At 50.3% G+C, this 13,353-nt stretch carries 10 protein-coding genes; 2 read left to right on the forward strand and 8 right to left on the reverse strand.

All coding sequences use genetic code 11. From position 1 onward, the window contains the following. Positions 1-92 precede the first annotated feature (92 nt). Positions 93-686: a hypothetical protein gene (locus J2Y43_RS05150; RefSeq protein ID WP_309980948.1), complete on the forward strand. Its 594-nt coding sequence runs from the start codon at positions 93-95 to the stop codon at positions 684-686. 242 nt (positions 687-928) lie between these two features. Beyond that, the gene (locus J2Y43_RS05155) at positions 929-2,455 is read left to right on the forward strand and encodes a malate:quinone oxidoreductase (protein ID WP_309980947.1); all 1,527 of its coding nucleotides are present in this window, start codon (positions 929-931) and stop codon (positions 2,453-2,455) included. Between the two features lie 53 nt (positions 2,456-2,508). On the opposite strand, the gene J2Y43_RS05160 is transcribed toward J2Y43_RS05155, so the two are convergent. The 8 genes from J2Y43_RS05160 to J2Y43_RS05195 all read right to left on the reverse strand — a co-directional run bounded on the left by J2Y43_RS05160 (position 2,509) and on the right by J2Y43_RS05195 (position 13,337). Beyond that, positions 2,509-3,099, reverse strand: a complete 591-nt coding sequence (locus J2Y43_RS05160) for a Uma2 family endonuclease (RefSeq protein WP_309980946.1) — start codon at positions 3,097-3,099, stop codon at positions 2,509-2,511. A 109-nt stretch (positions 3,100-3,208) separates the two neighbouring features. Then, positions 3,209-4,054 (reverse strand): sugar phosphate isomerase/epimerase family protein, encoded by an 846-nt coding sequence (locus J2Y43_RS05165; protein ID WP_309980945.1) that lies wholly within the window; start codon positions 4,052-4,054, stop codon positions 3,209-3,211. Positions 4,055-4,060: 6 nt separating this feature from the next. Further along, positions 4,061-5,248: a VCBS repeat-containing protein gene (locus J2Y43_RS05170; protein ID WP_309980944.1), complete on the reverse strand. Its 1,188-nt coding sequence runs from the start codon at positions 5,246-5,248 to the stop codon at positions 4,061-4,063. Positions 5,249-5,301: 53 nt separating this feature from the next. After that, the gene (locus J2Y43_RS05175) at positions 5,302-8,871 is read right to left on the reverse strand and encodes a PVC-type heme-binding CxxCH protein (RefSeq protein ID WP_309980943.1); all 3,570 of its coding nucleotides are present in this window, start codon (positions 8,869-8,871) and stop codon (positions 5,302-5,304) included. A 160-nt stretch (positions 8,872-9,031) separates the two neighbouring features. Beyond that, positions 9,032-10,027, reverse strand: coding sequence for a T9SS type A sorting domain-containing protein (locus J2Y43_RS05180; RefSeq protein WP_309980942.1), 996 nt, complete (start codon positions 10,025-10,027; stop codon positions 9,032-9,034). A gap of 35 nt (positions 10,028-10,062) precedes the next feature. After that, the gene (locus J2Y43_RS05185) at positions 10,063-11,097 is read right to left on the reverse strand and encodes a tail fiber domain-containing protein (protein WP_309980941.1); all 1,035 of its coding nucleotides are present in this window, start codon (positions 11,095-11,097) and stop codon (positions 10,063-10,065) included. 93 nt (positions 11,098-11,190) lie between these two features. After that, positions 11,191-12,249 carry a tail fiber domain-containing protein gene (locus tag J2Y43_RS05190; protein ID WP_309980940.1) on the reverse strand — a complete coding sequence of 353 codons (1,059 nt, stop codon included), beginning with the start codon at positions 12,247-12,249 and terminating at the stop codon, positions 11,191-11,193. Beyond that, positions 12,249-13,337 carry a tail fiber domain-containing protein gene (locus tag J2Y43_RS05195; RefSeq protein ID WP_309980939.1) on the reverse strand — a complete coding sequence of 363 codons (1,089 nt, stop codon included), beginning with the start codon at positions 13,335-13,337 and terminating at the stop codon, positions 12,249-12,251. The genes J2Y43_RS05190 and J2Y43_RS05195 overlap by 1 nt, the downstream gene beginning before the upstream one ends. Positions 13,338-13,353: the final 16 nt, after the last annotated feature.

Raw genomic sequence — 13,353 nt, forward strand, 5'->3', positions numbered from 1 at the left:
CGCAGGCATGATTTTTTGGACCGACAAATAATTTCATCCTTATATTTGTCCGCAACAAGTACTCTAATATTCTAACCAAACCAACGATCAGTATGTTGAAACGACTAATTTTCTTTGCTTCGGTTGTCTTAATCGGTATGTCACTGGTAAACTGTGATGGCGAAAAAGGCGATGTGGGGCCAGCAGGTAAAGACGGAGCTACCGGGCCCGCGGGAGCCCAGGGTCCTAAGGGCGACACGGGTGTAGCTGGTAAAGACGCGCTCGGCGCGAGAATCATCACAACCGGTGCACTGAAAACAGAAGCAGACGGTGGTTACTCGTTCGGTGTCAGCAATCTAACGCCTGCAGATACTGCTATGCTTACAGACGCCGGCGTGTTTGTTTACATTAAAAGCCAGAATTACTGGTGGTCTATTCCGGGCCCGGTAGGCTTTGCTAGTGGTGACACTACCACATTCCATTTCCGCTATGCGCTTCGCAACGGAAGAACGTTCTTCGTTCAAATCAAACCTGTTAGCTGGACCGATGGTACACCTACTGCGCCCGTGAGAGACCTGGAATCAGTTAGGGTTATTTTCGTTCCGACAGAGAAATTCAGACGCAGTGCTGCAATCGACTGGAAAGACTACAATGCTGTTGTAAAAGCCCTAAATCTTAACGAATCTGACGCGATCCAGGCGGATTAAGTACGCCGCAACAGCCCAAACAAAAAGCTGCCTGATGAAGGCGGCTTTTTTATTTTTCCACTCCCACTTTTGCAACATAGAAAGTTTTAATTGCCCCCTGCCAAGAACTTACAGCTTGCCATAACTTTTATTTTTGAAATTATACTATTTTCGAAACAAATATTGTTAGGACGATTGTTACCTAACAGTGATTTGTACTTTTCCGGGCTTAGGCCTTCTTACCATATTTCCTTTTTTTCGTGATGAATACCAAAAAGTCTTCAAAAACGAGCTCACCTGACGTGGTTTTGATTGGGGCAGGCATTATGAGCGCTACGCTCGGGGTTCTACTGAAAAAGCTTAATCCATCCATTACCATCTCCGTTTTCGAACGCCTTGACCGCGTTACGGCGGAGAGCTCAGATCCGTGGAATAATGCCGGCACCGGCCATTCCGCTTTCTGCGAGTTGAACTACACGCCACAGCTGGCCGACGGCTCCATTGAAACCAAAAAGGCCGTTAAAATCGCCGAATCATTCGAGGTGTCGAAGGAGTTTTGGGCGTACCTGGTTGAAAATGGTGTGATTGATTCACCTGATGAATTTATCCACAACATTCCTCACCTGAGCTTTGTATGGGGCGAGGAAAACGTGGAGTATCTCCGCAAGCGCTACAAGGCTCTGACCAGTCACCATTTGTTCCACGGAATGGAATACACCGAGGACAAGGACACCATCGAAAGTTGGATACCACTGGTCATGAACGGCAGAGATGCGGATGAAAAGGTAGCCGCAACACGCATGGAACTTGGCACCGACGTTAACTTCGGCGCATTGACCAAAGCGATGTTCAGTTACTTGGAAAAGCAGGACGGCGTAAATCTTTTCCTCAACTACGAGGTCGACGACCTTTCCCGCAACAAGGATAACTCCTGGCACATTGAGGTGAAAGACCGTGCTACAAAAAAAACAAGCAAGATCAACGCCAAATTCGTATTTATCGGAGCGGGGGGCGGCTCATTGCCGTTGCTCGAAAAATCCGGCATCCCGGAAGGTAAGGGGTTCGGTGGCTTCCCGGTAAGTGGACAATGGCTGGTGTGCAACAAGCCTGAAATCGTTGAAAAACACCAGGCGAAAGTATATGGCAAGGCTTCCGTGGGTTCACCACCGATGTCGGTTCCCCACCTCGATACCCGCATTATCGACGGCAAGAAGGCATTGCTTTTCGGGCCATATGCTGGTTTTTCAACCAAGTTTTTGAAAAACGGCTCTTATCTGGACCTTCCGCTTTCCATTAAGCTGAACAATATCAAACCCATGCTGGCGGCGGGGCTGCACAACATCCCGTTAACCAAGTATCTGATCGACCAGGTTCGCCAATCGCCACAAGACCGCCTCGAAGCGCTGAAAGACTACTTCCCGGAAGCGAAACTCGAAGACTGGGATCTCGAAACGGCTGGCCAGCGCGTTCAGGTGATCAAAAAAGATAAAAAAGCAGGTGGTGTGCTCGAATTCGGTACCGAAATGGTAACTGCCGCCGACGGTTCACTCGCCGCATTGCTGGGCGCCTCACCAGGAGCTTCGACCGCCGTGTCGATCATGCTGGAATTGATTCACAAATGTTTCGCGGAAGCCAAATCTCCGGAATGGCAGCGCGAATTCAAGAAGATCATCCCTTCATTCGGCAAATCACTTTCCAAGGAAAAAGACCTGGCTGCCAAAACCCGTGCCTATACCACCGAGGTGCTGCATTTGAGTGCCTCGCATTTGGAAGAGGAAGTTACTGCCTGAAAACAAATTGGCATCGAAGTATGAAAGCCCCGGAAAATTTCGGGGCTTTTGATTTACTCTGAAAATACTTCGGAAAGATTGATAACAAGCTCCGGAAAAACAGTAGAGCGCAGCAATTCTCCATTATTCTTGGGGTGCTGACCTACAAATTTGCCCGATTCATCCAACAAAAAGATATTAACGTGACTATATTCCGGATAAACGACCCAATATTCCCGCACGCCACTTTCTTCATAAACATTAAACTTCTGATCTATTTCCCTCAGCGAATTGCCGGGCGATAGCACTTCAATCACCAGATCCGGAGCCCCTAGGCACCCCTTGTCGTCTAGTTTTGACAGATCGCATATCACACAGATGTCCGGCTGCAAGACGGTTGTAATTTCCTGGTTGCTTTTCTTATCCTTAACGGGTAGTCTTACATCAAATGGGGCTGAATAGGCTTTGCAAGGGTGTCCCTTAATATGGTTACCTATCGCCACGTTCAGGTTCCACACAATATCCTGGTGCCGACGCGATGGAGCAGGCGACATCTTATAAATATACCCCTTAATCAGCTCCAAACGTTCCTGGAACTGCCATTTCAGGTAATCAGCGTAAGTATACTGCTTAGTGGGATCCAGTTGGTCAAAACTTGTGATCATGAGCCGGTTCGTTTTTTACAATATTACCAAATCCGCATGCCTATTCCCACTAACCGAGACCAATGGAGTGGTTTCAATGTGCGAAAACATCGGCTGAAAGACCGAACGTTCAAAACGCCAGCGAGCGCAAAAAGCGCAGCCCCTCCACCGCGATAGCCTCGCGCGAGGGCTCCACCTGCCGCCAGATGGATGCCGCTTTGGCAATGACCTTCACATCGGGCGTGAATGATTCGATTACAATGTCACCCGGGTAATGGATACGGTCCAGCGCTGCGAAAATGCGGTCCCAATTGATCTGATCGCCGCCGGGGGTACCGCGGTCGCTGCCGGATGCGTGCAGGAGACCCAGCCTGTTCCCGGCCTTCTGAATGGCGAGCGCCGGATCTTTTTCTTCCAGGTTCATATGAAAGGTATCAAGGTGTACCTGCAATGCGTCGCTGCCCACGGTTTCGATCATTCGCAATGCCTGGTCGCAGGTATTGATAAAGTCGGTTTCGTAGCGGTTCAGCGGCTCTATTGCAAGTTTCACATCGTGCTTTGCAGCAAAATCCGCCAGTACTTTCAGATTGCCCGCAACAAGCTCCCATTGTCTGCGCTTTTCATCATCGGAAACGAGTTCCGCCCGGCCTACCGCAGAATAAATAGGCCCGGCCACCAGCTTGCTTCCCAGTACCGGTGCAATGCGAACAAGCGCTTCCACATATTCTATCGCCGTCACCTGGTCCTTACGCGTGCCGCGCAGGTCGCGCCCCGGGCCGGTGGCCGCGCACACGGATCTGCATTCGAGCCCACTATCGTTCAAAGCTTTGCGCACAAGCACGGGATCGATATTCGCAGGATCCTCCAAGGCAATCTCCACAAAGTCAAAACCCCAGTTTTTGAACTGGGGAAAAAAAGAGGTGCTTTCGTTCGTGAATGGTGAAGAAAACAGATAGGTATTGATGCCAAACTTCATCCGCGCTTACTTCCCTTTTTGCTGTGTAAAAATGCGTACACCTTTTTTATTGCCGGTAACGATGTCGAGCAGGCCGTCGCCATTCAGGTCTTCGACAGTCACATGCAGGCCTACGCCCGAATTATCATCAATATCATGCCTGATCCACGTCGGTACTTTGCCCGGTTTGTATTCAAACCAGGATATAAATGCAGGCTCGAACTCGCCTGGATCGTTTCCATTGTGCGCAAAATAACGCTTGCCCGTGATAAAATCGGGGTGCCCGTCGCCGTTCATGTCTTTCAGTGCCAAACCGTGCGTTTGCGAAATAGTTTTGTCGATGTCATGGTGGATCCAGACTGTTTCACTACCCTCCTTCCGCTGCTCATGCCACCATATACCGTAGTTATGTGCGGACGCACTGAGTACGTCGTTCAGGCCGTCGCCATTCAAATCGAGCACATACATTTGAGAACAATCCTGTCCCAGATCAGCCGGATGGAACTTCCAATCCTTCTCTTTGGGATATTTGGCAGGTCCTTCTGCTGGTCCTTCCCACCATCCGCTCCGCACCAGCACATCCTTGCGACCATCGCCATTAATGTCACCATAACCGATCCCGTGGGTGTACATATGCGTGGAGTTGTTGGGATCGTTGCTGATCACGTATTTCTCCCAGTTCGTTTCACCCTTTTTGGAAGGGCATTTCAACCAGATTACCTTCTTCCCCGTCGGATCATTGCAAAGCAGATCCAACCGGCCGTCACCATCGATATCCACCAGCTGCGGCGACTCATTCCCTACCGAAGAATAAATGGTATGTACCGGCCAATGTCCAGGTTTGTTTTGCGGGTTCTCGTGCCAGGCAGCGGCCTTCCCCGGCCAGTCAATACGGATGAGGTCTATCCACCCATCCTGATTAACATCCATGGCGAAATCCAGGAAAGAATCGCTGTAACTGCCATTCACGATAAACTCTTGCGGCTTGGCAAGTTCGTGCTCCTTCCAGTCCGGCGCCTCGAACCAATAGGCCCCCGAAAGAATGTCCTTTTTGCCGTCTTTATTGACATCGCCCATCGCGGCACCTTCTGCGATGAATCGTTTGGTAAGCTCCGTTTTCTTAAATGCAAGCGCTGAACCGCTCTTCCCTTTCTTCTGCGCCGACGCATTGGTCCAGGCAAATGCAACCATATTGATCAAACAAAACCATTTCAAAACTCTTCCGGTTAACAGCATCGGATTTATGGGTTAGGATTAATACTCAAATATCATTTTACTCCGAGGAGGTAGTCGAGCAATGCATAAAAATCTTTTTCAGGAATGATATTCCGGAATTGGTCGGGCATTAATGTGTATTTGGATGCCCGGTATTCTTTCATATCGCCTTTCGCCACTGAAAACTCCTGCCCTGTCATGTCCGCGAACACAATCGTCTCGCCTTCTGTCCTGCGGTACAAGCCCGTAAGGGTCTTTTCATTTTTCAATGTGATATTATAAGTACGAAACGCCTCAGTTATATTCCTGTTGGGGTCAAGGATTTTTTGGGTTAATGCCTTGTGTCCCCAGTTTCCGATACCGTCGAGTTGCGGGCCGACGAGCCCTCCTGATCCCTGGATCTGGTGGCAACCGCTGCAATTCTGCACGAAAATGACCTTTCCCGCATCCGAAAACGCAGTAGCCGGCTTGAAATTTGCAATGCGTGCATCGATCAGCTTCTGACGCTCCTCACGTTCGGACGCGCCGGCCGTGAGCAACTGCCTCATTTGCGTTTGCTGCGAAGCGTCCGCATTATTGGTAAGCCGCTCCTGCACCGGCACCTCCGTAGCGATATCCGCACCAAGCTCCTCGTCCTTAAATGCACTCAGCAAATAGCCAATGCCTTCAGAAGTGTTAGCCAGCACGCTCGCAATCACGATTTGGAGGTTGCGCGCCCCACTCGCCAACTGCTTTTTCAGTGTTTCGTAAACGGAAGGAGAGGCGGCCTGCCCCATAGCCACAGCCAGTTTCTCACGCAAAGTCGGCAGCTCCGCCGGATCATTGAATACATCCGAAAGCACATTCACATTTTCTTTCGGATCCATGTTCATCAATGCGCCGGCGGCGGCACTTCTGACCGTGTAATCCATCCATTTGGTTTGTAAAATACTTCTTAATGCGGGTTGAAGCGATTGAATGCGGTATTCCCCGGCTATTTCCGCCGCGGCAATTCGTTGCTCCGAAATCGCAGACGGCCCCTTTTCAGGAATAGCAACCACCGCAGGTTCAAATTGCCCGATCCCCACCGAACCCGTCTGCGAACTATCCACGGCCTCGATATACCCCATTTGCCCTTCATACCCGGCCAGATTGAACGTCGCGTTGCGGATCAGCTCCTTGAACTGCATGGCCTCCGCCTGATTAACCCGGTACTCCGCAACCACCTTTCCGCTATTTGCCAAACGGATTTTAACCGAGTTTTTCGAAATTCCCTTTTTCTCCGCCCGGTTATGGACATCGTTGTCAAACACATTCATTTTTAGTGTTGCCGGCAGCTTGAACGGCACCGAGTACAATGCCGATTGCGGCCCATACCCTCCTTTTTCACTTAAAACAATGCGGAAGGCAGGCATTACATCCACGAGAAAGTGGTCCGAAACCGTCCAGGAATTCACCGGATCGGCATTCTTCGCAACTTTCCTGATCTTCCACGTTTCGGTTCCGGCAGATACATCGTTCAAAAACTTGCCGGCCAATTGTTCACCCCAGGCAACCATCTTCGGACTTGGCGCTACCCCGCTTTGCCGGATCCCGGTCTGAATCGTCCGGTACAGTGAAAGCTGCTTTTCCGGTTCATTCGCAAACTTCGCGTTGATCAGGCCAATGGCCTTTTCGATCTGGTAAGGTGCTGCTAGCCGGCCAATATATTCGAGGTTGTTTAACAGATCTTGGGAATCCAGCTCATGGGTGAGTGTGTAGTCGAGCACGAATGCTGCGCCCGCGGACGACGGCACATCGAGCAATGCCCTATTCAGCAATGCCAGTTGCGTATCCGTCCATCGCATGGCAGGAACACGCCACATTACGCTGGTATTTTTCAGGTTATTCCGGACACCCAGCAATGCGGTATAGCGCAAATGCGTATCCTCGGCCGGTGCTTTTTCATACAGATCCATCAGCAATGCCAGGTTTTCAGGCCTGGGGAAGCGTGTTAAAACTTCCGCAGCCCCTCGCCGGACAAATGGGTCGTTGCTTTTCAATGCTTCCGTGACCCTCCGGTAGTGTTCATCGGTGATGGCATTGCGTTCTCCCAAAATCCGCAATGCATGAATTTTCACCACCTGCTTCGTACTTGCAAGCGCGTGGTCGAGCAGGCGGTCGTCGAGCGCGCCCAGGCGGTGCAATATCCACAATGCGTGTACCTCCGTAATCGCGTCGGCATTGCCTGGAAGCCCTTTTACCGGCTCGATGGCTTTCTCTTTCCAGGTATCGACAAGCCGGTCGGCCACTTTGAGGCGCGTATTCAGCTGCGGATGCCTCAGCCCTTCCAGCAACTGCGCGATCGACGCTTTGGACCAGTCGGTAACCGGCAAGTTCTCATGCGGCTCATTGCCTTTGTAAGTTACTTTCCAAATCCGCCCGCTAACCCGGTCGCGACCGGGGTGGTTCAGGGCTACTTCATAATGCCCGATAATCCGGTTGTAAAAATCGGCGATGTACAATGCGCCATCCGGCCCGACCTTGATATCCACCGGCCTGAACCACGGATCTTTGCTGACCAAAAGCGGCTCTTCCTTTTTTGAAGAAGGTGTGGAACCATTGAAGGTAACCGTATTCCGGTCAATGCGGCAGGTAACGACGTCGCCGGTGAAGAAGCTGCCCCGGTACTTTTCCGGAAATTGTTTCCCTGTGTAATAAACAAGTCCTGCCAACGCTGTCGATCCCAGGTCGTAGGTCATCATCGCAGGGGCGAAACCCAGCCCGACGGGTGCCTTCTTGCCAAAATGCGGATAATCCCCGCCAAAAATGAGCTGGGTAATGGGTTTGGTGTGGCAATCCACGGAATACAAATACCCCTTCTCATCATAGGCATAGCCAAACGGGTTCACCCGCCCGAAGGTCGTCTGTTCCACATGGCTCCCATCCATTTTCACTCTGAAAGTATTTCCTGAATTCATGCGTATCGAGTCGCCGTCGGTCCCGGCAACATTCGACACATTGGAAAACCCGTGGCATACGTGCAGCCAGCCATCGAATCCGCGCATGAGGTTATTCACCATCCCGTGCGTGTCCTTATGTCCGAAGCCGCCGAGCAATATCTCTCTGCCATCGGCCTTGCCGTCGTTATTAGTGTCTTTAAAATGATAAAGATTGGGAATACTGTACCCGATCGCGCCGTCGGCAACCGGCATAATGCCTATCGGGATATTGAGGTTATCGTCAAAATGCGTGAAGCTATCGGCCCGGCCGTCACCGTTTTTATCTTCGAGGATCGTGATCCGGTCCTTGCCGTCGCTTTCTCCCGCCGCCACCGGGTACTCCGACGATTGCGTCACCCACAACCGGCCGCGATCGTCGAACTCCATGTTCATTGGCTTGGTAATGTCAGGCTCGGAAGCGAAAAGTGTTACTTCGAATCCTTCCGGCAGCACAAAACTGAGGCGCTCCTCTTCCGGCGTTTGGAAACCGGTTGTACGGATATGCTCGGCATAAATGTCGGTTTCCAGTTTTTGAGGTGCATTGGCCACTGTTACATTCTGGCCCGGTTTGTTTTGGGGAGGTTTACAACTTTGGGCATTAAACAACAGGGAGGCGGTCAGCAATGGCAGACCGATTCTGAAACTACTTCGGAATGGCAGCATACGATCGAACAGGAAAAGCAGGGTTAAGGAATCTCGTTGAATAAATTCTGGTAATTAAACCCGGCAAGCCGGTAATTTTACTATGATAATTAGGATTAAAATCAGAATCCGGGCTATTGTGTGCGTTACCGGCAACACCATAGCCCGGATCGGGCAAATATCAATACTTCATAAAATGCGTACGTTCAGAACTTCCGTCGCGGTACTCGATTTGCAGAATGTAGCTCCCCGGTTGAAAGCCGGTTAGCAGAATGTATTTTTCCTTTGCCCCTCTTGGACCGGCGGTTTCTTTCACAATGCCGCCTCCTGCGTTCAGCACGCTTACCTTCGTTACTTTCGACCAGTCTTTCAAGTCCATCTCGAGCCGATCGCCTGCCGGATTCGGGAATACCACCAGATCCATTCCATCCCACGCCACCTTCCTGATCTGACTGAATGCAAATGTGCCGTCACGGTCCACCATTTTCAGCCGATAATAGCCCGTTCCGGCAATCGGCTCGGCGTCAGTATAGCCGTAGGTTGCCTGTTGGCTACTTTCCCCAGCCGCCTGCACCCGATGCAGTTCTTTCCAGTTCTTCGCGTCCTGGCTCCGCTGGATTTCAAAAAAATCGCTGTTTGTTTCAAGGGACGTTTTCCACGATAATCTTACACTTCTCTCTTCCTTTTCCGCATCGAATGTCACGAGCGTAACCGGCAGCGCACTCTGTGCATTCACGAGCGTAAGCAATCGGATATCCAGGTCCGCAACGTCCTTGGATACATAATGCAGGCCTAAATCGCGCGTGGAGCCCGACATCGTCACAAACCCCGACTCATCCGACCACGAATTCGCCAATTCCAGCATCGATTCCGTATTGCCATTCAACTCGGTCGGATTGTAGATAATGCCTACGTTGCCATGAAAATTGACCGGATTGTTGAAAACATATTTCTTATTGATACTCGCATTCGGGTTACCCGGCACAGCCGTATGCGCTACTGTGAGGGAATAATTATTGCCGAGGTTGAGATCTTCGGTGGGTACGAGTACGAGGCTGTCCATCGACAATATCGTCCCGATTTTAACATACATATTACTCCCCGTCACGATCTGCGATTTAGCCTGTGCCGCGCACAAGACGAGCAGCAGACCTGTGATTAGTTTATTTCTTTTCATAATCTTCAAATGATTTTTCTGGTTGGAATACTTCCCTAGCGTTTCGTCAAAAGCACTTTTCTTCGCTTCCGCGTCACTGAGCTTGGCTCATTGTTTGCGAGGTGCTCCTTGATGCTTTCAATTTCCAGAAGCAACTCACGATGTTTCTCTCTCAACTGCTGCGTCCTTTTAGCGAGCGCCTGAACTGCGATCAGGTTCACACCTTCCAGGTCCGCCTGGTTGATCGTAGTATCCGTCCCAATTGTGCCATAGCTGTCATGCCCGAAGGCCTCGAAGAAGTCCTGCGCCATCGGACCGTAATGCCGGAAATGTTTTGGATCTTGCCCCTTGTAGTTCCAGGAGGATAGCGGCATTTTTTCGATCTTTTCCAGAAAAGCCTCTCCATCCACCGGGCTGAAATTCTCTTTCCTGTTCCGGTCAGATACGATCTGCCACGAATTGCCGCCTGATGCTAAACTTACACCTACCGATGCCTGGCTATTGGTATAGAATTGATACCCACCTGCAAACCGCATGGAAATCTGATTATCGGCAGTGCTGGTGAGCTGCATATTCTTATTGTAATCTCCAAATACGAATGCCCCCGCTTTTCCATTGGTAGAAACCAGCGTGCCCAGCGCCACCGAATTAGCGCCGCTGGCAATCGCAGACTCCCCATGCGCAAATGTGCAAAAGGCGGTTGCCGATGAGCTTTCTCCGCTTGCCAGTGAGGCCTTTCCGGAGGCTAGTGTTTTTAAACCGAATGCCGTAGAACCGATACCCGTCGCAAAGCACTCAAATCCCGAGGCGAACGAATACATACCTGTAACGAATGGGTCCAAAGCACCGCTTCCCGCTCGGAACCCAATGGATCTGAATGCACCTTTATCATGAAACCATTTCATTTTGAATTCCACAGGGTCGGGGAAGGCCGGATTATAATAGGGGTTGTCGGCAGGATTCTGAGGCAACGTACTCGACAATATTGACCCGTCGTGTACGTGTAACATAGCCTGTGGCTGCGTGGTACCAATTCCTACCTGCCCTTTCGACGGCAAATGCAGCAGCATAAAGCCGGAAATGAGCAACACTCCTTTCCTGGTTGGACCCGAAACAGTAGATATTAACCGATAATTACGTTTAGTTCTCATAGTGTGATTCTCGTTAAATGATCTTCGAATAGTTTACCGTCTCCTGTTTGCCATCAAGATATTTTTAGGAGGATGGCGGGGACCGGGTCCACTCGCAATGCGCCTGCGGAGAGCTGCAAGCTCCTTTTCCAAATCGTCATTGACTTTTTGCAACTCCTCGGTTTCCCTCGCCAGCGTCTGAATAGCAATAAGCGTCACACCATCGAGGTCTGCCTGGTTGATCGTTGTATCTGTTCCAATCGCGCCACATGCATCACTGCCAAACGCCCGGAAAAAATCCTGAGCCATTGGCCCGTAATGGCGGAAAGGTTTCGGATCCTGGCCTTTGTAGTTCCAGGAGGGAAGAGGCATTGCTTCGATTTTTTGCAGAAACTTCCGACCGTCCACGGCAATAAATTTCTCCTTTTTCGCCACGTCGGAAATCATACTCCATGCATTCGCCCCGGCAGGTAACATTACGCCACTGATCAATAGATTGCTTGAATAAAAGCGATAGCCCCCTTCGAACGACATCCTGAACTGATGATCATTGGTGTTCTGAAAACTGAAAGAGCTGTGCCCCATTACAAAAGCACCTGTCGTATAATTATTGGAGAGATTTGTGCCAATTGTAACGCAGTGAAGACCATTCGCATTTGTGAAATATCCCTGTGCAAACGAAAGATCGTAGCTCGCAACGGTTGTCTGCCCGCTGGCAAATGTAGCCAGCGCAGTAGCACTCGCTCGCAAACCTCTGGCGGAAGCACCCAACCCCGTCGCGAAAGTGTCGAACCCAGATGTAACGGTAAACTTGCCAACCTTTGTAGGATCGAGTGTATTGCTGTAAATACTCGATCCTACCGCTCGGAGCGCACTTTTCTCGGGCATCCATTTAAATGCATGATGAACCGAATCGTCGTCGAAATTGACCATATCATAAAACGGGCTCGTTTGCGGATCCAGCTTCGGCGTCTGCGACAAAAACGTTCCGTTGTATACGTGCAACCTGGCCTGGGGAAGGTTCGTACCGACGCCAAGCTGGGCAAAGACCATAGTGCAACTTATCAGGTACATTAGCCCGGGCAAACTGAATTTGAATAGTAAGTTTCTCATTACTTCCTACTTACAAGCTCACGTTTATTCTTCCGTCGCAGCGCAGATTGCGCATCCGCGAGCTGCGCTTTGATCGTCGCAATCTCCGCCAGCAGATCGCTGTTCATCTGCTCCATTTTCCTCACCAGCGCCTGAATGGCGATCAGGTTCACGCCATCAAAATCCGCCTGATTAATGGTCGTATCCGATCCGATTGTACCATACGCATCCTGTCCGAATGCCTTATAGAAATCCTGCGCCATCGGACCGTAATGACGATATTGTTTCGGGTCCTGACCTTTGTAGTTCCAGGAGGTGAGGTTCATTTTGCTGATCTTTTGCAAGAAGTCCTCGCCATTCACGGGTGCGAAGTTTTCCTTTTTGTTGACATCGGAAGTAACCTGCCAGGCGTTTCCATTGGCTGGAAGCAAAACTCCTATGGTGCTCATATTGTCCGTGTATAATCGGTATCCGCCTGTAAATGCCATTGTCATTTGATTATTAGAAACGCTCTTTACCTGCGTATTTCCATAACCCAAAACAAAAGAGCCTGTTTTACCGTCGGTCGAACCGTTGCCAATAGCGACAGAATTATTCCCATCGGCAATTGCGCCATTTCCCATTGCAATAGCGTTCGATCCGCTTGCCTTGGATTGGTTTCCATGTGCAAAAGAATAGTTACCAAAAGCTTGGGATCCAATCCCGACTGCAAACGCCGCTGTACCACTTGAAGTATTCTGCAAACCAATTGCCCCCGCCGCTCGTCCGGTAACTGAATTCTCGTAACCCGAAGCAAAAGAGTACAATCCTACGTTAGGTGCATCGAAATCACTTTGGCCTTCCCTGAATCCGCCTGTTCGTAAAGCTCCCTTGTCGTAAATCCATTTCAAGCCAAATTGAATTGAATCCCCCGGCAACTGAGGATCATAAAACGGATCGAATGCTGGATCGAAATTTTTGGTCGTAGACATAATTGCCCCGTGATGTACATGCAGCTTAGCCTGCGGCGTCTCGGTACCAATCCCAACCTGGGCTTTGGAAAAATGTGTAATCAAACTCAGAGCCATTGCACCCAATGCAATGCGCCCTGCATTCTTTAACTGTTTCATCGTGCGTGATTGTAAA

The organism is Dyadobacter sp. BE31 (genome assembly GCF_031457695.1).
GTDB lineage: Bacteria > Bacteroidota > Bacteroidia > Cytophagales > Spirosomataceae > Dyadobacter.

What these genes read in the sequence shown, in the direction of transcription:
- J2Y43_RS05150 (WP_309980948.1), top strand. Translation starts at nt 93, where the DNA reads ATGTTGAAACGACTAATTTTCTTTGCTTCGGTTGTCTTAATCGGTATG.
- J2Y43_RS05155 (WP_309980947.1), top strand. Translation starts at nt 929, where the DNA reads ATGAATACCAAAAAGTCTTCAAAAACGAGCTCACCTGACGTGGTTTTG.
- J2Y43_RS05160 (WP_309980946.1), bottom strand. Translation starts at nt 3,099, where the DNA reads ATGATCACAAGTTTTGACCAACTGGATCCCACTAAGCAGTATACTTAC.
- J2Y43_RS05165 (WP_309980945.1), bottom strand. Translation starts at nt 4,054, where the DNA reads ATGAAGTTTGGCATCAATACCTATCTGTTTTCTTCACCATTCACGAAC.
- J2Y43_RS05175 (WP_309980943.1), bottom strand. Translation starts at nt 8,871, where the DNA reads ATGCTGCCATTCCGAAGTAGTTTCAGAATCGGTCTGCCATTGCTGACC.
- J2Y43_RS05180 (WP_309980942.1), bottom strand. Translation starts at nt 10,027, where the DNA reads ATGAAAAGAAATAAACTAATCACAGGTCTGCTGCTCGTCTTGTGCGCG.
- J2Y43_RS05190 (WP_309980940.1), bottom strand. Translation starts at nt 12,249, where the DNA reads ATGAGAAACTTACTATTCAAATTCAGTTTGCCCGGGCTAATGTACCTG.
- J2Y43_RS05195 (WP_309980939.1), bottom strand. Translation starts at nt 13,337, where the DNA reads ATGAAACAGTTAAAGAATGCAGGGCGCATTGCATTGGGTGCAATGGCT.